Origin of the sequence: Photorhabdus tasmaniensis (genome assembly GCF_011189505.1) — a bacterium.
Lineage (GTDB): Bacteria > Pseudomonadota > Gammaproteobacteria > Enterobacterales > Enterobacteriaceae > Photorhabdus > Photorhabdus tasmaniensis.
In genome coordinates this window covers 14,124-38,682 of the sequence record NZ_PUJU01000032.1, presented here as the reverse complement: position 1 = coordinate 38,682, position 24,559 = coordinate 14,124, and the positions used below count along the sequence as shown (strand labels likewise).

20 protein-coding genes are annotated in these 24,559 nt (G+C 42.4%); 11 read left to right on the top strand and 9 right to left on the bottom strand.

Annotated elements, in window-relative coordinates:
- Positions 1–46 precede the first annotated feature (46 nt).
- The 3 genes from pepN (at position 47) to C5471_RS14965 (ending at position 4,588) form a co-directional block, all read left to right on the top strand.
- A complete protein-coding gene (pepN, locus tag C5471_RS14975; RefSeq protein ID WP_133814616.1) occupies positions 47–2,659 on the top strand; it encodes an aminopeptidase N in 2,613 nt (870 codons plus the stop codon).
- A gap of 169 nt (positions 2,660–2,828) precedes the next feature.
- Complete coding sequence (gene pyrD / locus C5471_RS14970) at positions 2,829–3,839, top strand: quinone-dependent dihydroorotate dehydrogenase (RefSeq protein WP_133814617.1); 1,011 nt, start codon at positions 2,829–2,831, stop codon at positions 3,837–3,839.
- 203 nt (positions 3,840–4,042) lie between these two features.
- Positions 4,043–4,588 (top strand): cell division protein ZapC, encoded by a 546-nt coding sequence (locus C5471_RS14965; RefSeq protein ID WP_133814618.1) that lies wholly within the window; start codon positions 4,043–4,045, stop codon positions 4,586–4,588.
- Between the two features lie 94 nt (positions 4,589–4,682).
- Here the strand turns inward: C5471_RS14965 and C5471_RS14960 are convergent, their stop codons facing one another.
- The 4 genes from C5471_RS14960 to C5471_RS14945 form a co-directional block, all read right to left on the bottom strand.
- A complete protein-coding gene (locus tag C5471_RS14960) occupies positions 4,683–5,012 on the bottom strand; it encodes a type II toxin-antitoxin system RelE/ParE family toxin (RefSeq protein ID WP_133814619.1) in 330 nt (109 codons plus the stop codon).
- 7 nt (positions 5,013–5,019) lie between these two features.
- Positions 5,020–5,292, bottom strand: coding sequence for a hypothetical protein (locus tag C5471_RS14955; protein ID WP_133814620.1), 273 nt, complete (start codon positions 5,290–5,292; stop codon positions 5,020–5,022).
- 155 nt (positions 5,293–5,447) lie between these two features.
- Entirely contained in the window at positions 5,448–6,734 is a 1,287-nt protein-coding gene (locus tag C5471_RS14950; protein WP_133814621.1) for a glycosyltransferase, read from the bottom strand.
- A 1,143-nt stretch (positions 6,735–7,877) separates the two neighbouring features.
- The gene (locus tag C5471_RS14945; protein WP_133814622.1) at positions 7,878–8,996 is read right to left on the bottom strand and encodes a YcbX family protein; all 1,119 of its coding nucleotides are present in this window, start codon (positions 8,994–8,996) and stop codon (positions 7,878–7,880) included.
- A 100-nt stretch (positions 8,997–9,096) separates the two neighbouring features.
- Here C5471_RS14945 and rlmKL point away from each other — a divergent pair, with 100 nt between their 5' ends.
- The 6 genes from rlmKL (at position 9,097) to rmf (ending at position 17,113) form a co-directional block, all read left to right on the top strand.
- Positions 9,097–11,214 carry a bifunctional 23S rRNA (guanine(2069)-N(7))-methyltransferase RlmK/23S rRNA (guanine(2445)-N(2))-methyltransferase RlmL gene (gene rlmKL / locus C5471_RS14940; RefSeq protein ID WP_133814623.1) on the top strand — a complete coding sequence of 706 codons (2,118 nt, stop codon included), beginning with the start codon at positions 9,097–9,099 and terminating at the stop codon, positions 11,212–11,214.
- Between the two features lie 5 nt (positions 11,215–11,219).
- Positions 11,220–13,130, top strand: coding sequence for an ABC transporter ATP-binding protein (locus C5471_RS14935; RefSeq protein WP_133814624.1), 1,911 nt, complete (start codon positions 11,220–11,222; stop codon positions 13,128–13,130).
- Positions 13,131–13,218: 88 nt separating this feature from the next.
- Complete coding sequence (gene pqiA / locus C5471_RS14930; RefSeq protein WP_133814625.1) at positions 13,219–14,466, top strand: membrane integrity-associated transporter subunit PqiA; 1,248 nt, start codon at positions 13,219–13,221, stop codon at positions 14,464–14,466.
- Between the two features lie 20 nt (positions 14,467–14,486).
- A complete protein-coding gene (gene pqiB / locus C5471_RS14925) occupies positions 14,487–16,136 on the top strand; it encodes an intermembrane transport protein PqiB (protein WP_133814626.1) in 1,650 nt (549 codons plus the stop codon).
- Positions 16,133–16,696 carry a membrane integrity-associated transporter subunit PqiC gene (pqiC, locus tag C5471_RS14920; protein WP_133814627.1) on the top strand — a complete coding sequence of 188 codons (564 nt, stop codon included), beginning with the start codon at positions 16,133–16,135 and terminating at the stop codon, positions 16,694–16,696. Before pqiB ends, pqiC begins: the two co-directional genes overlap by 4 nt.
- 249 nt (positions 16,697–16,945) lie before the next feature.
- Positions 16,946–17,113: a ribosome modulation factor gene (rmf, locus tag C5471_RS14915; RefSeq protein ID WP_133814628.1), complete on the top strand. Its 168-nt coding sequence runs from the start codon at positions 16,946–16,948 to the stop codon at positions 17,111–17,113.
- Positions 17,114–17,575: 462 nt separating this feature from the next.
- Here rmf and C5471_RS14910 read toward each other — a convergent pair whose 3' ends face one another.
- From C5471_RS14910 to C5471_RS14900, 3 genes are all read right to left on the bottom strand, one after another.
- Complete coding sequence (locus tag C5471_RS14910; protein WP_133814629.1) at positions 17,576–17,914, bottom strand: hypothetical protein; 339 nt, start codon at positions 17,912–17,914, stop codon at positions 17,576–17,578.
- Positions 17,915–18,344: 430 nt separating this feature from the next.
- Positions 18,345–18,863: a bifunctional 3-hydroxydecanoyl-ACP dehydratase/trans-2-decenoyl-ACP isomerase gene (gene fabA, locus C5471_RS14905; protein WP_133814630.1), complete on the bottom strand. Its 519-nt coding sequence runs from the start codon at positions 18,861–18,863 to the stop codon at positions 18,345–18,347.
- A gap of 83 nt (positions 18,864–18,946) precedes the next feature.
- A complete protein-coding gene (locus tag C5471_RS14900; protein WP_166296058.1) occupies positions 18,947–20,677 on the bottom strand; it encodes an AAA family ATPase in 1,731 nt (576 codons plus the stop codon).
- Between the two features lie 208 nt (positions 20,678–20,885).
- On the opposite strand from C5471_RS14900, the gene matP reads away from it, so the two are divergent.
- On the top strand, positions 20,886–21,341 hold the full coding sequence (gene matP / locus C5471_RS14895; RefSeq protein ID WP_133814631.1) for a macrodomain Ter protein MatP: 456 nt from the start codon (positions 20,886–20,888) through the stop codon (positions 21,339–21,341).
- Between the two features lie 181 nt (positions 21,342–21,522).
- On the opposite strand, the gene ompA is transcribed toward matP, so the two are convergent.
- Both ompA and sulA read right to left on the bottom strand, forming a co-directional pair.
- The gene (gene ompA / locus C5471_RS14890; protein ID WP_133814632.1) at positions 21,523–22,626 is read right to left on the bottom strand and encodes a porin OmpA; all 1,104 of its coding nucleotides are present in this window, start codon (positions 22,624–22,626) and stop codon (positions 21,523–21,525) included.
- A 553-nt stretch (positions 22,627–23,179) separates the two neighbouring features.
- Positions 23,180–23,704, bottom strand: a complete 525-nt coding sequence (gene sulA, locus C5471_RS14885) for an SOS-induced cell division inhibitor SulA (protein ID WP_133814633.1) — start codon at positions 23,702–23,704, stop codon at positions 23,180–23,182.
- Between the two features lie 247 nt (positions 23,705–23,951).
- On the opposite strand from sulA, the gene C5471_RS14880 reads away from it, so the two are divergent.
- Positions 23,952–24,554 (top strand): TfoX/Sxy family DNA transformation protein, encoded by a 603-nt coding sequence (locus C5471_RS14880; protein ID WP_133814634.1) that lies wholly within the window; start codon positions 23,952–23,954, stop codon positions 24,552–24,554.
- Positions 24,555–24,559 lie beyond the last annotated feature (5 nt).

Genomic DNA, 24,559 nt, shown 5'->3' with positions numbered 1-24,559 from the left:
GGTATTGAATTAATTCCATCAGTATGAAATGACAAAAAGGTTTCTTATGACACAGCAGCGACAAGCTAAATACCGCCGGGATTATCGCGCTCCGGACTATACGATTTCTGATATTGAACTTGATTTTAATCTTGATGCTGATAGCACAGAAGTCACCGCCATTAGCCAGATAAAACGTCTGAGTCATGAAATAACGCCATTGGTGCTAAATGGTGAAGACTTGACGCTGAAAAGCCTTCATGTGGATGGTCAACCGTGGGAACATTACCGTGAACAGGGGGAAACGCTGGTCATTGAGCAGTTGCCGGCTCAGTTCACTTTGAAAATTGTTAATGAGATCCACCCGGCGAAAAACACCGCTCTGGAAGGTTTGTATGTCTCTGGCGACGCACTTTGTACCCAGTGTGAAGCAGAGGGTTTCCGTCATATTACCTACTATCTTGATCGCCCTGATGTACTGGCGCGTTTTACAACCCGTATTACAGCTGATAAAGCCAAATATCCGTATCTGCTTTCAAATGGTAACCGGGTTGAGCAAGGGGAAACGGATGATGGGCGTCATTGGGTGAAATGGCAGGATCCATTCCCAAAACCCAGCTATCTGTTCGCGCTGGTTGCGGGTGATTTCGATGTTTTGCGCGATACTTTTACCACCCGTAGTGGCCGTGAAGTTGCACTGGAGCTGTTTGTTGACCGTGGTAATCTCGACCGGGCTGATTGGGCAATGACTTCCCTGAAAAATGCCATGAAATGGGATGAAGCCCGTTTTGGTCTTGAATATGACCTTGATATTTATATGATTGTCGCGGTGGATTTCTTCAATATGGGCGCAATGGAGAATAAGGGCTTGAACGTTTTTAACTCCAAATATGTGCTGGCAAAATCTGAAACGGCGACGGATAAAGATTATCTTGGTATAGAAGCCGTGATCGGCCATGAATATTTCCATAACTGGACTGGTAACCGTATCACTTGCCGCGATTGGTTTCAGCTGAGTCTGAAAGAGGGATTGACAGTATTCCGTGACCATGAGTTTAGCTCTGATCTTGGCTCCCGTTCTGTTAATCGTATCAATAACGTGCGTGTTATGCGTGCGGCCCAGTTTGCTGAAGATGCCAGTCCAATGGCGCATCCCATTCGCCCTGATAAAGTGATTGAGATGAATAACTTCTATACAGTGACTGTATATGAGAAGGGCGCGGAAGTTATCCGTATGATCCATACCCTGCTGGGTGAAGAACAATTCCAGGCAGGGATGCAGCTTTATGTCCATCGTCATGATGGCAGTGCTGCAACATGTGATGATTTTGTTCAGGCAATGGAAGATGCATCAAATGTGGATCTGTCTCTTTTCCGTCGCTGGTATAGTCAGTCCGGTACACCGGTGCTGACAGTTCGTGATGAATATAACGCAGAAAAGCGGCAGTATAAGTTGCATGTCAGCCAGATGACACCCCCTACCGCCGATCAAAAAGAGAAACAACCTCTGCATATTCCACTGAATATTGAGCTCTATGACAGCGAAGGCCATGTGATTCCGTTGCGTTATGATGGTCAGCCGGTTCACCATGTGCTGAACGTAATCAATGCAGAGCAGACATTTGTATTTGATGATGTGTCGTCATTGCCGGTTCCTTCTTTATTACGGGAATTTTCGGCACCAGTGAAATTGGATTACCCATTCAGCGATCAGCAATTGGCATTTTTGATGAAACATGCCCGTAATGCGTTTTCCCGCTGGGATGCGGCTCAGTCACTGATGGCAAACTACATTAAGCTGAATGTTATCCGTTACCAGCAAAAGCAGCCGATCGAACTGCCAACGCATGTGGTAGATGCTTTCCGCGCGGTGTTACTGGATAGTGATATTGATCCGGCTCTGGCTGCTCATATCCTGGCTTTGCCGTCAGAAGGTGAGATGGCGGAATTATTTACGATTATCGATCCAAAAGCGATTCATGAAGTTCTGTATGTCATCACCCATACTTTGGCGCAGGAAATGGCGGATGAGTTTGTTGCGGTTTATAACGCTATCAATATAGGCGCATACCGCGTCGACCATCAGGATATTGCCAAACGTTCTCTGCGTAATATTTGTCTATACTATCTGGCCTTTGGCTCTCAAGAGCAGGCCGATAAACTGATATCCAATCAATATCATCAATCTGACAATATGACTGATGCATTGGCGGCGTTATCCGGCGCGGTGATAGCGGAATTGCCTTGCTGTGATCAACTGATAGCGGAATTTGATGAGAGATGGCATCAGGATGGCTTGGTTATGGATAAATGGTTTAGCTTACAGGCAAGTAGCCCGGCGGCAGATGTTCTCGCTAGTGTGCGTAATCTATTGAATCATCGTTCATTTAGTATGAGTAACCCAAACAGAGTGCGTGCTCTGATTGGTGCATTTGTTAACAACCCGATGGCATTCCATGCTGAAGATGGCAGTGGTTATCAGTTCCTGTTGGAAATGTTGACGGATCTTAACCGCCGTAATCCACAGGTTGCTTCCCGTTTGATTGAACCGTTGATTCGTCTGAAACGTTATGACGAAAAACGCCAAAGTATGATGTGTAATGCGCTGGAACAATTGAAAGGATTGGAAAACCTGTCTGGTGATCTGTTTGAGAAAATCACTAAGGCGTTAGAAAGCTGATAGTTATTTATCGGGCTAATGGTTATTTAGCCCGATATTCTTTTTGGCCTATTCTCTTGGATAATAAATTTCTGCTTGCCATCGTTTACTTTCGGATCAGATCTTATTAAGATGCCCGGCGCTTAATTTACGGCAGTCACTCCCTGTTATCTTGATCTCAGGAGATCGCATGTATTACTCTCTCATCAGGAAGGCGTTGTTCCAGCTTGATCCGGAACGGGCGCACGAGTTAACTTTCCGCCAGCTCAAGCGAATTAGCGGTAGTCCTTTCGAATTTCTTATCCAGCAATCAGTTGCTACAAAACCCGTTACTTGTATGGGCCTGTCATTTAAAAATCCCCTTGGTCTGGCCGCAGGTCTTGATAAAGATGGCGATTGTATTGATGCATTTGGTGCAATGGGATTTGGTTTTATTGAAATTGGTACTGTAACTCCACGAGCTCAGGCAGGAAACGATAAACCCAGATTATTCCGTATTGTTGAAGCGGAGGGGTTAATTAACCGTATGGGCTTCAATAATCTGGGGGTCGATAACCTGGTGGAAAATGTCAAAAAGGCAAAATATGGTGGAGTTATTGGGATCAATATTGGTAAAAATAAAGATACGCCTGTAGAGCATGGGAAAGATGATTATTTAATCTGTATGGATAAAATTTATCCTTATGCCGGCTATATTGCGATTAATATTTCTTCACCAAACACGCCAGGTTTAAGAACACTGCAATATGGCGAAGCGTTGGATGATTTATTGTCTGCGATTAAAGACAAGCAGGGTGAGCTCCAGCAAAAATATCAAAAATATGTTCCTGTTGCGGTAAAAATCGCACCCGATCTTTCTAAAGAAGAGTTGATCCAAATTGCAGATAGTTTAATTCGTCATAATATCGATGGTGCTATTGCGACTAATACAACATTAGACAGGAAATTAGTTGAAGGCCTTAACTATTGCCAACAAGCGGGTGGATTAAGTGGCCGGCCAGTTCAGTTACGTAGTACAGAAGTTATTCGCCAGCTCTCTCAAGAATTAAGAGGTGAAATTCCTATTATTGGTGTTGGAGGAATAGATTCACTGACCGCAGCTAGAGAAAAAATAGCCGCAGGGGCCTCTTTAATACAGATTTTCTCCGGATTTATCTATCATGGTCCAAAATTAGTTAAAGATATCGTCAATCATATCTAAATTTTGTTGTTAATTTATCATTGGGGGTTTATTTTTGCCCCCAACTCGTCTATATTCGCTCTAATCGTCTAAATTTTTATCAGTCCTTCATATATCTCACTATATGGCAAGGTTTATTTCACTGAATAGCGGACAAGTTATTTACAATCTGTTTAGTGCATCTATTTAGCGATGTCAGTTTTTTTGCATAATAAGGATAACTCATGAAACTTAAACCTGATGACCAATGGCGCTGGTATTTTGATACTGACCATGACCGCGTAATGCTCGATCTGTCTAAGGGTATGGTTTTTCGTTCCTGTTTTCCTGCGAAGATGCTGACACCTTATGCAATGGGAGAGACTTCATTTTCTGTAGAAGATGCGGCGCTTTATTATTGTTTTGAAGAACAGACACGCCGGATTAATATTTCAGATGAATTCAGGGCTGAATTAATTCTTAATGCGTTAGTGGCTTTTCGCTTTATAAAGCCGCAAATGCCAAGAAGCTGGTATTTTTCCCGGTTTGCCATGATAGAAAGACCTGTGCAGGGAGAGTTAATTCAGGTACGGCTTCAAGATTGTGAAACAGAGGCTATATTTCTGGTGGCGGAGGCTGGAGATAGTGCGAGTCTTTGTTTGCTGGCTCAACCAAAATTAACGTTATCTGATCGCGTAATGAGCTTTTGCGATCCAATCAAAATTATGAATGATCGATTGATGCCATTTGTGGAACCGGTTCGTATGCCAATTTATGGCACTGCGGTTTGATTTGGGTTTAAGATCTATTTGCCAGTTAAGTCAGTAGCGGTACAGCCAATAAAAAACCCCGGTGATTCGGGGTTGTGTGTTTCTGCGGTGCGCATTAGTGAGCTATCATGATCACGTAGAGCAACCGACTGAAATCTTCCCTTGTGTTGCAAAACATGTTGATCACTGCCTGAGAGCCGTTGTAGGTATACAGGACTTTGTACTGATTAACCGGGTCTATCCATTCATACAGCGTTAACCCTCGCGCCAGCGCTTCAATGTTCCGGTGGTGTATACCCGGATTCTCACTGATTGATTTTGTGGACTCCGCGATCAGTTTATCAATAATTTCTTGCGCTTGTTTTATCCCTACGGTGCGAGCCTTGAATCCCTCAAGGTTCAGCAGTGACAAGCGGGCCACTTTGGTTATGATAACCTTTGTCATAACACCCCTACACGCCACGGGCTGCTTTACGTTCTGCCAGTAACTCTTCCGGTGTCATAACGTCACCGTTCTCTACATCCTTCTGAGATAAAGCCACCAGCTTCAACATGGCGTTGATTTGTTCATCCTCTTTCTGACGAGCCAGTTCAGCTTCGCGGTCTGAAGCGGTCTGAATGAACAGTTCCGCTTTACCGTTGCGGCTGACGAATACACCGCCTTCGAAATACTCCGGCGTACCGAGTAGATCCCGTGCGGCTTTTTGAGAAATTGTAGTTGGCATATATCACCTGCTTACTGAAATTATTATTTGGGTAGCATTGATAATACCTTTGTATATGCGCAAAGGGAATAATTTGCTATAAATTTTACCACTCCAGCAGGCGTGTGATGCGGTCAGTTGGAGGATTGGAAAGGAGAGACAAAGCATTAATGGCTTTATTGCTCAAGAATTAATTGTTCTACGTGCTTAGAAATCTCTGCCAGCGCATCGTGGTTTGCGTAATCTTTTTGGACGATTTGGGCGCGTTGTTTAAACAAGTTTGTACCAAGAATGTTTTCCACGGTTTTCTTAAGCTGGGATTCGGTTGGTTGTGCTGTATCTAAATTAATACCGCATCCGGCCCATACGACGCGGAAAGCCGCTTCCTGTTTGCCTTCTCCTGCGTCGGCAATGAGCAACGGCGTACCGTGGCTGAGGGCGTAGTTAATTGTGCCGTAACCCCCGTTGGATATTAGCAGTGAAGCTTTCGGCAGCCAGTGCTCAAATGAGATAAATTCTTCGATGCGGGCGTTTTCAGGTATGTTCTCACGCAGTGTTTCTACCGATCTGCCACCAGTAGTTGCTAATACACGTACAGGTAATTCAGCCAGTGCATGTAAGGTGGGGAAAATCAACTGATTGAGATCGGTATTGGAGATGGTACCTTGAGTGACGATAACCAATGGGCGTGGATCATCGTCTTCCCATAATTGAGGTGATTCTATTGTCGGTGCGGGGTTCGGGAGTGGGCCAATAAAATGGACTGTAGCGGGCAATCCTTCTCGTGCATATTCAAAAGCCAGGGTTGACAGTTGCAAAAAGCGATCAGAGCCGAAAATGACTTCATCGTTGAAAGATCGGGTCAATGTAGAGCATCCGGACTGAACTAATGCGGCATTGAAGCTATCCTGCACTTCGGTTATCAGCTGTCGGTTTTCTTCATCTACTAATTGTTCATGTGTCAATTCTGGTGGGAGTACTGCGGGTGGGATACGTGGCCCCCAGAAAATTGAATCTTTCGAAGAGTAAGCCAGAGGCGTTATGCCAATTGTAATCACTGGAATACGATGGGCTGTTTTTTCTTGCAGCAGTGGCAATATGCCGTAAAAGCAGTTCTCGGCTATAAGCAGATCCGTCTGTTGTTCACGGATAATCTGTCGTAGTTGACGGTCGAGGAGTGGGATTGGGGCGGAGAAGAAATTTTTAAATGCCAGTGCCATTTGTACATTTCCCGGTGGAAGTTGCGCTCGGTCAGGGAAATGCTGTTCTAAATGGCGATAATCAAAGTCTATTTGTTCATCAAAAGGGACAAATTGTGCGCTTAAAGCTTCTACTTTTTGGCGAAATAATGCACCGGTAAATACGGCTACCTGATGTCCTTGTGCTATCAGTGATTGAGCGACTTTTAACATTGGATAGACATGTCCGGGTGTTGCAACCGCTGCAATGACAATACGTGCCATAACTTGCTCCTTCATGTGTTGTGGGTTAAGTTGCTTTGGTTCCTGCTTAGAGTGTAATCATTTTATGACGGTTATTATAAATTCATAATGGTAATAATTAATTCATTATGGTGATAATAGTAAGTATTGATTATTTGATTTTATTGTGAAAAGATCGAAAAGCCTTTATCTTTCAGTCTGTTAATAAATCTATTTGGTGGATTCACATGATAAGTGCAATATCATTAATCTGGAAGTAAACAAGTTCGTATTCGATTAAATCATTTATTTGCAGATTTTGTTATTCCTGTTTTTCACGAATAATGATTTAACTGGTTGATAAAGAATTGACTCTCCGATTGAAAGCGTGATTAAATCCGGTTCTTTTTTTTAATATATTGTCTGATTAACCTATTATATATTCTTATGTTTTTTTTACAGGGTATATAAGTATTAATAAAACCAATGCTTTTTTTCATTTTCACTGATAGATTTATGATGGGTAGGTTTTTAACCTCTGGTTTTAATTGGTATAATAAAGTTTTAACCATTGTTTTTACTGCTTTTAATACTTGGTTTTTATTAAGTTTAATCATCATGGTATATTGTGTTTTTACGTTTAATCAATGTTAATCATATTCGTTTTCTATCTTTACTGGCGTTGTTTTACTGGCAATTATAAATCGTTTTTATAAGTCTTTTATCTTCATAAATCAATCCGTAAATGGCTTGGTGGTATAAAGATACCCGTTATGTTTTTTCGGATAATATTCTTTTTCTCGCTGATTTATTTTAAGTTTTCTGTTAGTGGTTAATGTCATTTAAAAAACTGCACTTATAGTTAAATCCGTCTTTTATATAAAATCGTTACTATCTTTGCATTTACGCTTTTAAATGGATAACCGAATTTTTTACTGGTTTAAAAAAATCTTTAACCCCTTCTTTTTTACCTTTAATGATTAACGTTTTTACCTATTTTTTCGTGACATGCTTGCCTTTTTTCTCGATTTTAAAACCACACTGATTTTTCCTCAAAGTGATAACTTCACGGATAAATTCAAAATCAATAGCGGCATTGGCTTTAATCTGAGAAATAGGATTTTTATTTGTTATTCAACCCGCGTGGCGGCTGATAACACGACGGGCTTGATTTGGACTTAAGATCTATTTTCCACCGCTACTTTCAAGAATGAGATCATTCTTTGGAATACAACAGCAAGCCAGGATATAGCCATCATTTTTAATTGCTGTGGCTTTGAGTGGGGAAACCTCTCCCTTTACTAAAGAAATTTTACAGCATCCACATAAACCAGCGCGACATGAATAGGGGATTCTTATTCCTTGTTGTTCCAGTTGCTCTAAAATGATTTGTTGATTGTTACCTGTAAAAGTTTGTCCGTTATATTCAATAGTGACAGATTGCTCATTTGTTTTTGGTGCATCAATGTCTTCCGCTTTTTCTCCGCTGCCATATTTACGGGGATCTTTTTTCGCTAATATTGTGACATTGTCGCCAATCTGAATAATACCACTAGAGCGGGCAATTAAATTCTGACCGAAATCGACATCCCCATTTTCTGCTGTACGGAATGATTGTAATGTCGCTAATGGTTCTCCGTTTGGATTTTTAATTCCTTTATCAATGCTGACGGTTGTTAGAATACAGCGGCTGCATGGTTTGGGTAAATCAAAGATAACGTCCCCAATTTGGATTGATTGCCAGCGGTCTTCGGCAAATGCTTCTGCACCGGTAATGACGATATTTGGGCGAAATTGTTCTAATCTAATACTGGCTGGGCAACGTTGTTGTAATAAATGAAATGAAGCTTCATTAATAAGTAAAAATGGATAACCATCCGCAAATGATAATGGAATGTCAGGATGTTTTTTTACTCTTCGGGTTAATTCATGGCTTAACCAGCGCAATTGCACCGGAATATCAAAAAAACCGCTTAACCACTGATTCACTGTTTCCGGCGCAATGAGAGCGGTAAAATGATTACCCCATACTTCCGTGGGTTGCTGTTCAGGCAGGAAATCACGGTAAAGTACAGAAGCGTTTTCTCCGTTAGGCGCACGCAGATAAATGCCATTATTTAACATAGCAGGGGTGAACAACAACATCTGAGGATACTTACGCGCGGTAATAAAAGTCCCGTCTGTCGTAGTGATCATAAAATTGCGGTCAAATATAAGGCCGCTTTCACTGACTAATGCATGGGAAAGTTGCAAACCACGCATAGACTTTACCGGGTGGGTGTACAGGCGAGACAGAGTTATCATCCATTAATCTCCATGAAACGTTTTTTACATGCGCAACTTTATGACATGTCACCCGGATTAGCTATAATGCGTAACAATTTTCTTTTTGGTGATATGCAATATGAACTCTCTGTTTGCCAGCACGGCGCGCGGATTAGAAGAACTTTTAAAGAACGAATTGGAAATGCAGGGTGCGCAATCATGCAAAATTGTGCAGGGCGGAGTTCATTTTCAAGGTGATGACAGAGTGATGTATAAAAGTCTGATATGGAGCAGGCTGGCATCACGTATTTTATTACCGCTCAACGAATTTAATGTTTATAGCGATTTAGATCTTTATCTTGGGGTTCAGTCTATTGATTGGAGCCAGATTTTCTCTGTAGACAGCACTTTCTCTGTGCATTTCAGTGGCACAAATGAAGAGATACGGAACACTCAATATGGTGCGCTCAGAGTTAAAGACGCGATTGTTGATAGCTTTATTCGTAAACTGGATCAACGCCCAAATGTGGCAAAACAGCAGCCGGATATCCGCATTAATGTTTTCCTGAGTAAAGAAAAAGCCAGTGTTGCGCTGGATTTGAGTGGTGAAGGTCTGCATATCCGTGGTTACCGCGATCTTGCCGGTCAGGCTCCACTGAAAGAAAATCTGGCGGCGGCGATTATTCTGCGTTCAGGTTGGCAGGTTGATACGCCGATGGTCGATCCCATGTGTGGTTCAGGTACATTATTGATTGAAGCGGCAATGATGGCGACTGATCGGGCTCCGGGGTTGCATCGTGATCACTGGGGTTTTACTGCCTGGTTGAAACATGATGAAGAAATTTGGCGTGAAGTCACTGCGGAAGCACAGATCCGTTTCCGTAAAGGCCTTCAAGAGACAAATGCCCGTTTTGTTGGTTCTGATATTGATCGCAGAGTGCTGGATATGGCGCGGTCAAATGCCCGCAGAGCAGGTGTTGCACAGTTGATAACTTTCCAGCAAGGTGATGCAAGCCGTTTGGAAAACCCGTTACCGGAAGGGCCGGTGGGAACCGTGTTAAGTAATCCACCCTATGGTGAGCGCCTGGAAAGTGAGCCGGCATTGGTTGCACTGCACAGTTTATTTGGTCGGGTGATGAAAAGCCGTTTCCCTGGTTGGCACCTCTCTCTATTCAGTGCGTCACCTGAATTGCTGAGTTGTCTGCAATTGCGGGCTGAACGTGAATTTAAAGCCAAAAATGGCCCACTGGATTGCGTCCAGAAAAACTATCAGCTGTCAGATAAACCTCACTCATCAGAGATGGATATGGCGGAAGATTATGCCAACCGCCTTCGCAAAAATGAAAAGAAATTCACTAAATGGGCAAAACAGCAGGGCATTGATTGCTATCGTCTGTATGATGCCGATTTACCGGAATATAACGTTGCTGTTGACCGTTACGCAGATAAGGTGGTAATTCAAGAGTATGCTCCACCGAAAAGTGTTGATGCCAATAAAGCACGTCAGCGTTTATTCGATGTTATCAGTGCAACAATGCAGGTTCTTGGGCTTTCATCAAATCAGTTAGTGCTTAAAACCCGTCAACGCCAGAAGGGCAAAAGCCAGTATGAGAAAATAGCCGAGAAACAAGAATGCTTTCTGGTAAATGAGTATGGCGCAAAATTTTGGGTCAACCTGGCTGATTATCTGGACACGGGCCTGTTCCTTGATCATCGTATTGCACGAAAAATGCTGGGTGAAATGAGTAAAGGAAAAGATTTTCTGAATCTGTTTGCCTATACCGGATCAGCGACGGTACATACTGGGCTGGGAGGGGCGCGTTCAACGACGACAGTAGATATGTCCCGTACTTATCTTGAGTGGGCTGAACGGAACTTACAGGCTAATGGGTTGAGCGGACGCCAACACCGTTTGATTCAGGCTGATTGCCTCACTTGGTTGGCACAGACCCATGAACAATTTGATTTGATTTTTATCGATCCGCCAACTTTTTCCAATTCTAAACGGATGGAAGATACATTTGATGTACAACGCGACCATATCATGCTGATGAAACAGCTTAAGCGCCTGTTGCGTCGTGGTGGAACTCTGATGTTCTCCAACAATAAACGCGGTTTTAAAATGGATTTTTCTGAGCTGGAAAAAATTGGCCTGGTGGCAGAAGAGATCACCAGCAAAACCCAGTCGCAGGATTTTGCCCGTAACCGTCAGATTCATAATTGCTGGCTATTACGTCATGCTGGTGAGGAAAAATAATTACTATGTCATTAATCAATTTATCCGGTGCATGGTTGTCGTTCAGTGATGCGCCGTTACTTGATAATACAGAATTGCATATAGAAGAAAATGAAAGGGTTTGTCTGGTTGGTCGTAACGGTGCCGGAAAATCTACTTTGCTGCGGGTATTAGCGAAAGAACAACCGCTGGATGACGGCCAGGTTATTTATGAACAAGATTTGATAGTTTCCCGGTTACAACAGGACCCTCCCCGTGATGTGGCAGGGACTGTTTTTGATTTTGTTGCCGAAGGTGTTCAGGAACAGGCGGAATACATTAAATCTTTCCATCAGGTTTCCCGTTTGGTGGAGCATGATCCAAGCGAGAAGAACCTCAACCGTTTGGCGGAATTACAAGAAGTGCTGGATATCCGTGGATTATGGTCACTGGATAGTCGTATTAATGACGTGCTGAAACAGCTCTCTTTACCTGCCGAAGAGAAACTTTCTGCTCTTTCTGGTGGCTGGTTGCGTAAGGCGGCATTGGGAAGGGCGCTGGTCAGTTCACCAAAAGTCTTGTTTCTTGATGAGCCAACCAACCACCTGGATATTGATACCATTGAATGGCTGGAAAATTTCCTGAAAGATTTTCAAGGCAGTATTGTTTTTATCTCCCATGACCGTTCGTTTATTCGCAATATGGCAACCCGCATTGTCGATTTGGATCGCGGTAAATTGGTTTCATGGCCGGGTAATTACGACAAGTTTCTTGAAGGCAAAGAAGAAGCGTTGCGTGTAGAAGAGATGCAGAATGCTGAGTTTGATCGCAGACTGGCGCAGGAAGAAGTGTGGATTCGCCAGGGGATTAAAGCGCGCCGTACCCGCAATGAAGGGCGTGTCAGGGCGTTGAAGGCATTACGTGTTGAGCGTTGCCAACGTCGTGAGGTGATGGGAACAGCCAAAGTACAGATGGAAGAAGCCAGTCGTTCCGGCAAGATTGTGTTTGAACTGGAAAATGTTAATTATCAGATTGGTGATAAGAAACTGGTCAATAATTTCAGCGCCCAGATTCAACGTGGGGATAAAATTGCACTGGTGGGGCCAAATGGCTGCGGTAAAACAACGTTACTGAAATTGATGCAGGGCGATCTGCAATCCGATAGCGGCCGTGTTCATTGTGGTACCAAGCTGGAGATTGCTTATTTTGATCAGCATCGGGTAGCGCTTGATCCTGAAAAAACGGTGATGGAAAACCTGGCGGAAGGTAAACAGGAAGTGATGGTTAATGGCCGATCTCGTCATGTTCTGGGTTATTTGCAGGATTTTCTGTTTCACCCTAAACGGGCGATGACACCGGTTAAAGCGCTTTCCGGTGGTGAAAGGAACCGGTTGTTATTGGCGCGTCTGTTCTTGAAACCCAGTAATTTGCTGGTGCTTGATGAACCCACCAACGATTTGGATGTGGAAACACTGGAATTGCTGGAAGAGCTGGTCGATAGTTATAAAGGTACAGTATTGCTGGTCAGCCATGATCGTCAGTTTGTTGATAACTCAGTGACTGAATGCTGGATTTTTGAAGGTAATGGCGTGATCAATAACTATGTTGGTGGTTATTACGATGCTCAACAACAGCGCGAACAGACGGTATCACTGCGCCAGCAAAGTGAGAAAAAACGTCAAGTTGAAGTTAAAGCAGAGAAGATTAAAGAGTCGCCAAAACGTACGGGTAACAAAATGAGTTACCATTTGTTGCGTGAATTAGAACAATTACCGTCATTGTTGGAGAAATTGGAAGAAGAGATTGGGCAATTACACTCTCAAGTGAGTGATACTGCGTTTTTTAATCAACCTCATGCAGTGACCGAAAAAATATTGACAGAACTGTCTGAAAAAGAGCAAGCGTTAGACGCTGCTTTTGATCGCTGGCAGGAATTGGAAACATTGAAAAACGGTTAATAATCATCATACTTAGCAGAATCATACCGTAGGATCACTTTGAGTATGATTCTGCGGATATTCCCGATTTCCTTACAGGAGAACGACCTTGTGTTCCAATAGCCATCATCATGACATGGTACTGTGCCCTCAATGTGATTTGCTGGCGGCATTACCAGAATGGGTTCAGGGAACGAAGGCAGTTTGTCCTCGTTGTAAAACGACGTTGGTCACATGGTGGAAGGAACCTAAACATCAACCAACAGGTTATGCAATCAGTGCATTATTTATGCTGTTAGTTGCTTGTCTATTTCCGTTTGTTCGCATGAATGTAGCAGGAATTGACAGCGAAGTGACCTTGTTTCAGATCCCACAGGTGCTGTTCAATGAAGATTACGCCAGTATGGGGACATTTTTTCTACTCTGTGTTCAACTGGTGCCGGCGTTTTGTATGGTGGCAATTATTCTGTTGTGCCAGAGCGCGGTTATTTCTCGGAAGATAAGAGTTTGGCTGGCCCGGGTGCTATTTCAGATGAAAAACTGGTGTATGGTTGAAATCTTTCTGGTAGGGGTATTAGTCAGCTTCGTCAAATTAATGGCTTATGGTGATATTGGGTTAGGTTTAAGTTTTCTGCCATATTGCCTATTTTGTCTTCTCCAGGTGAGAGCGTTTCAGTGCCTGGATCGCCACTGGTTATGGAACCAGATTGCGCCCGCGCCTAAAGTGGAAATGCCGTTACGGGCAGGGAGAGCAGGTTTGGTGCAGGGTGTCCGGCTATGTCAGTGTTGTACGGCCATTTTACCGGTGGAGCAGCTGGTGTGTTCACGCTGTCATACCCGTGGACATGCCCGTCGCCGTAACAGTCTGCAATGGACAATGGCGCTGCTGGTTACGGCTTTAATGCTTTATATTCCTGCTAATGTCATGCCAATGATGGTGACAGAATCGCTCGGTAGTCAGAGTGATTCCACGATTATTGCTGGGGTGATATTACTGTGGAGTGTAGGTTCATATCCGGTAGCTTTAATCATTTTTATTGCGAGTATTATGGTGCCATCATTGAAAATGCTGGCAATTGGCTGGTTGTGTTGGGATGCCAAAGGCCACGGTAAACGGGATCCCGTACAGATGCATTTTATTTATGAAATTGTGGAATTTGTTGGCCGTTGGTCAATGATTGATGTCTTTGTTATTGCAATATTGTCATCATTGGTGCGTATGGGGAAATTGATGAGTGTCTACCCTGCTATGGGGGCGGTTATTTTTGCGTCAGTTGTGATCTTGACCATGTTTGCAGCAATGACATTTGATCCTCGTTTAATTTGGGATAGAACCAACGTTAAACATTCGTTATAAGGCAATGAAGGAGTGTCAAAGTGACGGATAAAGTTGAAGACCAGAGTCAGGCAAGAATCGATAAAATTAAAAGTTGGTCGCCAGTCTGGATTGTGCCGATTGTGACGGTGCTTATTGGTGCTTGGATATTATTTTACCATTTCAGCCACCAAGGGCCGGAAGTGACGTTGATGACTTCTAATGCAGAAGGAATTGAAGCGGGTAAAACTAAAATTAAGAGCCGCAGCGTGGATGTTGGCGTGGTTGAGAGGGTCATGTTGAGTGATAATCTTAGCCAGGTTATTGTCAAGGCCCGGCTGCATGATGGTATGGAAAACCTATTACACAGTGATAGTGCTTTTTGGGTAGTGAAACCGCAGATTGGCCGTGATGGCATCTCTGGTCTTGGTACTCTTTTGTCCGGGGCTTTTATCGAACTTCAACCGGGAACACTGGGTGATGAAAAAGATGAATTTAATTTGTTGGATTCACCTCCATTGGCTTCACCTGACGCAAAAGGTATCCGTGTAATACTGAGCAGTGATAAAGCGGGTCAGCTCAATCCGGGCGATCCCGTGCTGTTTCGGGGCTATCGGGTTGGCTCTGTTGAAATCAGCGAGTTTGAACCAAAATCCCACCTGATGCGATACCAGTTGTTTATTAATGCGCCTTATGACGGATTGCTGACAACTAATGTCCGTTTTTGGAAAGAAAGTGGTATTACGGTTGATCTGTCTTCCCAGGGGGTGCGTGTTGACATGGCTTCGCTATCAACCCTGTTTGGTGGTGGTGTCAGCTTTGATGTACCTAAAGGTTGGGAACTGGGGGGGCCGGTTAAAGAAAAGACCACTTATAAACTCTTCGATAATAAAAGAAGCATTCAGGATTCTTTATATACCGAACATAAAGATTATCTGTTGCTCTTCTCTGATTCCGTTCGTGGGTTACAACCGGGGGCACCCGTGGAGTTTCGCGGGATCCGACTGGGGACGGTGGCAAAGGTACCGTTCTATTCAGAAGGGATGATACAGCGTATGGATAACGATTTTCGTATTCCGGTACTTATCTCTATTGAACCCGGGCGCTTTGAGAAAGAGTTGGGAACAGGGTTTGATGTTGAGAAAGAGCTGAATAGCATAACTAAACGTGGCCTGCGGGCTTCTCTTAAATCAGGTAACTTGTTGACTGGCGCTCTGTTTATTGATTTGGATTTTTATCCGAATGAAAAAGGGTGGGCCGGACCGTATGAAATCGCAGGTTATCCGTTATTACCGACAATCAGTGGTGGCCTTGCTCAGATTCAGCATAAAGTCATTTCAGCGCTGGACAAAATTAATAATATGCCGGTTGAACCGATGTTTAATCAGGCTATCCGTACTCTGGAAGAGAGCCAGAAGGCGATCAGAAAAGCGCAAAAGACCCTTGATGAATTGAATAAAGTGTTGGCAAATCCTGAAACGAAAGAGCTACCGAAAGATATACAGAAGACATTGCAGGAGTTTAATCGCAGTATGCAAGGTTTCCAGCCTGGTTCACCGGCTTATAACAAGATGCTGGATAATATGCAGAGACTGGATCAAGTATTGAGTGAGCTGCGTCCCGTGCTAAAGACACTGAATAATAAGAGTAATGCGTTAGTTTTTGAGGCTAAACCAATTGAAGATCCAGAACCGAAGAAGGCTAAAAAATGATGAGAATATTGGCGTTAATCTTAGTAATTCTTATTTCTGCTTGTAGCAGTCAGCCGGAAAAAACGTATTACCAATTGCCGGTAGTAGAAGTCACACCACAAAAGAGTGCAGCTGTGCAGCGTGATCGTCAGTTATGGGTACAACGGGTTATGTTATCCGATTATCTGTCATCCTCCGGTGTGGTATATCAAAGCAGTGATGTCAGTTATATTAGTGCAGTGAATCATTTATGGGCCAGCCCACTGGAACAGCAATTACAACAAGTGCTGGTAGCTGAATTAACCGTGGCGTTGCCTCAACGTTTGGTTTCTGCCCAACCATTGGTTAATAAGCCGGATACTTTGAATGTGACAGTGACCCGTTTTCATGGTCGTTATGATGGTAAGGTGATTTTGCAAGGTGACTGGACATTAACTCATCAGGGGAGCGTTGTTAAACAGCCTTTTAATCTGGAGCTAAAACAGGAAGAAGATGGTTACGATAATTTAGTTCGCACGTTAGCAAAAGGATGGAGCCAATTAGCGCAGGCTATTGCCCATCAACTCATCTCTCAATCTTAACCTCTGTCATTCTCCGGGTGTTAAAGCCTTTTGCGCCCGGAGAAGATAAATATTATTATCAGTAAGATAAAAATTCCTCTTTATTATTAGCCTGTTATCGATTCTTTTGTCCGGATATAACAAATATTACATTAATATGAATTTCTTGACTTGATTTTCAAAACTTATAGGGGTATTTCTAAATTGTGGTTGGATAAATGACGACCACTGTTTTCTTTCTACTGATATAGCTTGTGAGGTAAATAAGGCATGAAGAGACAGAAACGAGATCGTTTAGCACGTGCGTTGTCGAGAGGGTATCAGGCTGGCATTTTAGGACGTCCAAGGGAGCATTGCCCCTATTGTTCATTAGATGCCCGCTCTCATTGGTTAGGAGGGTGGCGTCAGGCTATGGAAGATAGGGCAACAATGGCTTAGTCTGGCAAACTAAGGCCGCGAATTAAGTAATAATAAAGTGAGCAAAATCTCTACTTTTTATAAATATATATTAACCTAAATTTGATCTGACAGTGACTGATTAATACAGATATCTGTCAGATTAAGTCTTGTTGATATTCTTTCTGCTTAGATTTTCCTTTGTGGTGATTAAAGTAAAAATGGTCATATCGCATAAAATAAATTTATCCCGGCACTAATAATATCTATTTTAAGACATTGTACGATAAAGGTCTTGATACGCTGTGTGTAATAAATCGGTAAGTATTAGTAATGTCAGGATCCTAATTTTTTCATGTTGTTGTGATCCTTTGAGATTTTATTTGCGAATTCGATAAAATATGAATCAATGGCCGCCAGGTGACATATCCTATTTAACCTGTTAAACATGCTGATGTTACGGCCATTAAATAATCTACTTACTAATGCGAAGGATAAAGTAATTCAATAATCGCAGTAAGCGGGGTTTGATAAACATTTGTGATGTATTTCAACCCAAAAGAGACGGCTATATTCCTCAATTCCAGCGATTGATATGGTTACAGTTTCATGACTTGTATAGGCTGTTTGCAGCAATGATAATAACGTTGATCCACCATTAATAGTACATACCCACCTAAATCCTTGTAAGTGAGTCGGAGTCGATATTTTTCCATAGCAATCTCCATTAGTATTAGGTGCTTTTAGCATTTCGACGGTACCGTCAACCTTATCTAGTTTTGCTATAGCAGTTGGTGTAAGAGTCAATGCTATGATCATGAGCACTATTTTTCTGATGTTCATATAAATCACCCTTGATTGTGTTTGTTAATAATCGTAAATTTTATTAATATTTTACCTGTTATCAGTATGCTTTTGTGAGCCTATTTGATATATCAGGTCACTTTGATCATAGCACAATTTGTCAATTGTATATTCGTTAGTCAGCGGTAATAGGTGTTTATAATGCAGATTGTGCAGGCATAATTTCTGGCTGAAATACGTCCACTATAGAGTTCAAGCTTGATTTGATTTTTTTGTTCTATATGTATCGAAATGTATCGAACCTGTATTCAGATACATAGCCATAGTTGTCTTTGAGGGAGTAAAAAAATAACACTCGCTATTTTTCTCTTAAAACACAGTGTCATCTAATGTTTCGTTTTTAATTTAATGAAAAGGTGAAAAGCAATTAGCCAGTCACCTTTCTTTTCGATATATCACTGATTATTCATTAGAAAGCGCTGGTATCTTTAAACAAGCCCACTTTCAGATCTGTTGCGGTATAGATAACTTTACCATCTACCAACACTTCACCATCAGCCAGACCCATAATCAATTTACGGTTAATAACACGTTTGAAATTAATGCGGTAAGTGATTTTTTTAGCTGTTGGCAATACCTGACCAGTAAATTTAACTTCGCCAACACCAAGCGCGCGGCCTTTGCCTTCGCCACCTACCCAGCCAAGGAAGAATCCCACTAATTGCCACATCGCATCAAGGCCAAGACAGCCCGGCATGACTGGATCGTTAGTGAAATGGCAGTCAAAAAACCACAAATCAGGATGAATATCCAGTTCAGCTTCTACATAGCCTTTATCGTGGGTGCCACCGTTTTCTGTCATCTCAATGATGCGGTCCATCATCAGCATATTGCCTGATGGTAATGGTGGCCCATTTTCTCCGAACAATTCACCTCGCCCAGATGCCATAAGATCTTCTTTTGTGTAGGATTTGCGTTTATCAACCATATTCTAAAATAGCCTTATATTTAATGTAGGGTAAATAATAGTGTACACTTGTACGCTGAACAACTCCGATCAGACATTCTGAATTAACCTAACCAACGAAGAAACCACGGAAATTTAGGTCGTTCCTGATTATTCGCTTGGGTTATACGTTCCTGTATCATAGCTAACAAGTGTGCTTCTTGTTGATCATAATAGGGGACACCTGTCAATAAAGGTAGTGCTTCAGAAACATGTTCTACTGACCATAAATGAAATTTTTGTTCTTTTACCGCATTTACAATCGTTTGATTGAGACATAAATGGCGGATATTCGCTGTTGGCATGATAACGCCTTGCTGACCGGTGAGCCCTCTGCGGTAGCATACTTCAAAGAAACCTTCTATTTTTTCATTAATGCCACCAATCGGCTGCACATAACCAAATTGATCCACTGCACCGGTAACTGCTAATTGTTGGTCGATGGGTTGTTGGGAAAGTGCGCTTATTAGTGCGCATAATTCAGCAAGTGAAGCGCTATCACCATCCACTTCACCATAGGACTGTTCAAATACAATAGAAGCCGAAAAAGGTTGTGGTTGATCCAGTTTCAACTCAGAAATCAGAAAGGCTTGCATAATCATCATGCCTTTGGCATGGATATTGCCGCCTAACTCGACTTTACGTTCGACATCAATAAATTCCCCATCGCCCACATGGGCCACACAAGTGATACGGGATGGCTCGCCGATTGAGTCAGGGTGACCGGGATACTCCAGCACAGATAATCCGTTAATCTGACCAATAACCATGCCTTGGGTGCGGATAAGAATCTGACCTTGATGAATCTCATCTAAGCCGCGTTCGGGCAGATAGTTGTGGCGCCAGCGACGATTTTCTTCTGCTTGTTTAATTGACAGAGCGGTAATCTGATTTTCTTGCTGATAGAGTGCCGCAGCGATCAGTTGCCGTTGTAGCCAGAGAATATCCAAAGGCAAACTGTATTGATCTTCTGTATAGCGGGTTGCTTGTTGGATAAACTCAGGCCAGGCATTATCGCTCAATGGTGGCAATTGCCACTGTTGAATAAGCCCATTGATATAACTGCACCACAGACTTAAATCTTGCTCATTATGCAGTGGCATATCCAGCTCAAATTCACCATATAGCGCGTTTTTTACTAATTCAGGCTCTGTAACCTGAAACTCTTCAAGGCTCAGACGATCCCCCACCAAGATCAGACGCAGATGTAATGGTATGGAGGGGATTGGTAATGGCAAAGGTTTATTATTATCCTGAGATAACCATTCAAAACGTTGCTGAATAATCATCTGTTTCAGGCGGATCCACATTAATGGCTGAGATAACAGGGTACGTAATGGTAGGATAAGTACGCCGCCATTGACTTGATGGACCAGACCGGGTTGCAGGTGAATTTCTCCGTGGTGAGAATGGACGCAGCCAAATAATTGCTCCGCTTCTATCCATTCACGATAGGTTACTCGCAACTCAGGTGTGAAATGGCCTTCTGTTGAGGGTTGCCAGCTGATTTTTTGTTGTTCTATCTGATAGTCACCACCAATTTGGGGAATTTCTTTAGGGAGTAATGGATGGATGGATTCAGTCAATGCTGACAAATAAGTATCACATTCTTCGGCTTTCAACAGCATAAAAGGCTGGCGTGAATCCATCCGGCAGAAAAGCTGCAAGCCACTATGCAGCCGTGATTGAACGGCTTCCATACTGGCAGGCGTCTGTTGGGAAGCAGAATGAAAAAGTGCTTCATAGGGCGCGCAATTCGGCAGTAATGCCTGCCAGTCTAGTTTGTTATTGGTCAAAGTGATCGCTATATATTGTAAAGTAGGAAAGCGCCGATTATACAAGATTAAGATATAAACCAACATGCTTGAATGTTTGCTATTTCAGACGCTTTATGTAAAGCATTATTTTGAGTGAAAAATAGGCATTTATCAGTTTGGCTATAAGCAATTTACTTAAATAGTTGCTATGCTTATTTTTAAGTTACGCTGTCACCGGGAAAGTAAAATGAAATATCAACAACTGGAAAATCTGGAATGTGGCTGGAAATGGGCTTATCTGATGAGAAAACATCAGGAAGGTGAGCCAATTACTAAATATATAGAAAACAGCGCAGCTCATGCAGCGGTTGATAAACTCATCAAACTTGAGAGTGAACCGGTAAGGGTACTTAAGTGGATTGAGCAGCATATGAATCCTGATTTGTTCAACCGAATGAAACAAACTATCCGTGCCCGGCGTAAACGGCATTTTAATGCGGAGCATCAGCATACGCGCAAGAAATCTATCGATTTAGATTTTCCCGTATGGCATCGTTTATCTGCACTTTCTCAGAGACGGGGTAACACGCTGTCCGAAACTATCGTACAGTTAATTGAAGATGCTGAACGTAAAGAAAAATATGCCAACCAAATGTCCAGTTTGAAGCATGATTTGGAAGCTATTCTGGGTAAGAATGAGTAACCTCAGTTGTTGAGGGTTGGTATTACAACGAGATCCTTAACAAAACTACGGAATTCTCCCGCCTAAATTCTCATTGAGAGCGAAGCGAACTTTTAGGATTAGGGGGAACTGCTAAAAGAAAACCCCATCTGAAAATGGGGCTTTCTGCGCTTTTAATAACTAATGTAATCAATAAAGGCGATTAATGAGCGGCTTTTTGCGCGTGAGTAACAACTTCTTTAGTGCCCTGGATTTCGATCTCTACACGACGATCTGGAGCCAGACAGTTGATTAGGTTCGGCTTTTTGATTTTGTCGCAAGTAGAACCGGTAACTGGATTTGCTTTACCACGGCCTTCTGCGCTGATGCTGCCGGCAGGGATACCTTTAGTTACCAGATAATCAACTACGCTTTGAGCGCGTTTTTGAGACAATGGCTGGTTGTGTACGTTTTTACCGATACGGTCAGTGTAGCCCAGAACCAGCACTTTACCCTGAGTTGGGTCGATGTTTGCCAATTCAGTATACAGTTGATCCAGAGTCTGTTTGCCTTCTGCTTTCAGTTCAGCGCTGGCGAATGCGAACAGAACGTCAGAACGCAGAGTAAAACGTTTGTTCTCAACAACTGGCGCTGGCGTTGGCGTTGGAGCGACAACCGGAGCTGGGGCAACAACCGGAGCGGCTGTTTCATCTTGACCGAAGCGATAAGAAACACCTACGCTCAACAGGCCGTTATCAGGACGTGCGCCTACTGTGCCTGCGTCACCGATATTGTTAACCCATTGATAATCCAGACGGGTAGCCCAATCTTTAGTCAGAGCATATTCAACGCCAATAGCGGCCAGTGGGGAAACTCCTGTATCATGATTTTTCAGATGAGTGTTGGTGGCACCGTAATTCGCTTTGGAATCTGCACGCCAAACCATACCACCCAGACGAGTATAGATGTCCAGATCATCCATAATTGGATAACTCAATTTAGTCGCCAGTTGGAAACCATGAGCTTTGAAGGCACCGGTGTTTACGTTACCTTTATAAGGCATACGGCCTAACCAGTCATAACCTATTTCAAAACCAAGATACGGGTTGGCTTGGTAGCCTAAGAAAGCACCAGCACCCAATTGGTTTTTGTGAGTAGGACCATTACCGATATCATTGGTATAACCGTTGCCGTAGAAGTTTACGTCATGGTATTGGGACCAACCCAATTTACCACCGGTATACCACGTGTTGTCTTTTGGAGCTGCTTGCGATGCAGTTGTGAAAGCGGCCACTGCCACTGCTACCGCGATAGCTGTCTTTTTCATTTTAACGCCTCGTTATTATCATCATACAATAAGCAATTGGCTTCGAGAGCCTTTTTACTTACTGCCTATCCCATCAGGTTATTTTATTTGCCATTCTTTAGTCATAAAAGCAATCACTGAGCAGAGTTTAAATTCTCCATGTACTGTTACTGCATGTACGTTTTGAGTTTTGCACGCTATCCATGTTCACTATTTATCCATAAGAATGGCCTATACTAAATTATATCTACTGAGATAGGCTATTAGCCATATTGATTAAAAAACTCAGTTAGGAATACTGCACTTTTCATCAAATCAATGGACCAAACAATACATAAGGAACCAAGGGCAGTAACCTTTAATGGTGTAAAGTCTACAACGAAGTTAAAAAGTTACAAGTGGCCCTTGATTAATAGAGCAAAAAATTTAAAAGATAATGTATGATTTTAAAAAAAACTTTACTATTCTTTACAACTAATCCTATCTTAATTAATTGATTTTAGTTGTAATTAGTGATTCTGAGCCTAAATTGGTTATTTTGTGTCATGAATATTGAAATAATTCCTAATTTTGGTCAATGATAGTAAATGGAATGAATTTTTAGTGAATTTGATTGCGATTCAGTGCCATAGGCTCCTTTATTTACATCTTGTGGGCGCATAATAAAGGCCAATGCATTACCTTTTTGTGCCGCAGACTGTAACCTTACCGTATCTCTTGCTAATAACGTTGGCAACCAGCCAAGCACCACGCTGTAATTACCACTTGCTAAAGCTCTTTCCATTGCATCTACCGTTGTAATGGAGTTGATGCGATTTAATTGCACAATCTTATCTAAAGGTAATCCGGAGCGAATTAGCCATTGGCGGCTCAGTTTTTTATGAGGGCTAATCCATAGCAACCAGCGGGCTTCATTTCCTGACTGGCGTAACAACGGTAGCAATATATGATTAATGACAGCTTGGTTATCACTATAAATCAATTCACTCACTATACCACCATGTTCGGCTAAATTATCTTGCGCAGGTGAAGAGAGTGATAGCCGTTTTTCTGTTAACTGATGTTTAGGAAGGTAAACCCAGGATGATTGAATGCCCATAATGAACCCCGCCACAAGTAACTGTATTAATATACAGTATCTTTATGTCAGGCTAAGATCAAGTCTATTTTTTCAAAGAGCTTCGCAAATATTTACGATAAATGGCTTGAAACTCATTTAACCATTGGCAGGGAAAATTGAATTGCGTATGTTTTCAATTGTTTGTTCCTGTTATTTATTTTTCTAATAGTTGGGACAAATCTATGGATAAAAGATTTATTTGCACAAAACTCATGGAGTGATCTGTATGTTGTTGTCTGAGGTGCGTTTTACTCAACTCAAAAATGGTTTTTCTTCATTTGGAAGATTGACAAGGAAGCCACAGTTTGGCGGTTACAGTCTGCTGGCTGACGGGATTATGTTTGCGATTATTGCTGATGGGGAACTATATTTACGGGGAAATGGTCATGCTGAAGTGTTATTTAAAGCCAGAGGGATGAAAAACTATATTTACTCGAAAAAGGGAGTGCCGGTAATTTTGCGTTATTACCAGGTTGTTGAATCTCTTTGGCAAGATCAAGAGTTACTATCTCAATATGCGTATTTGGCTTATCACTACTCATTAATTGAAATGACGGGTAAAAAGAAGATGCCAACACGTTTGAAAGATTTGCCTAATCTTGGCATGTCTCTTGAACGCCAGTTATGGAAGGTAGGAATATGTAAAGTTGAAGATTTACGGCTGTTGGGTGCGAAAGCCAGTTATTTAAAACTGTATCAATATAAAAGAAAATCTAATGTCAGTTTATTACTTGCTTTGGCTGGTGCAATTGAAGGATGCCATTTAGCCGTTTTACCGGTACAGATTCGTAATGACTTATTACGCTGGCATAAGGAACTGGCTTGTTAGATCTT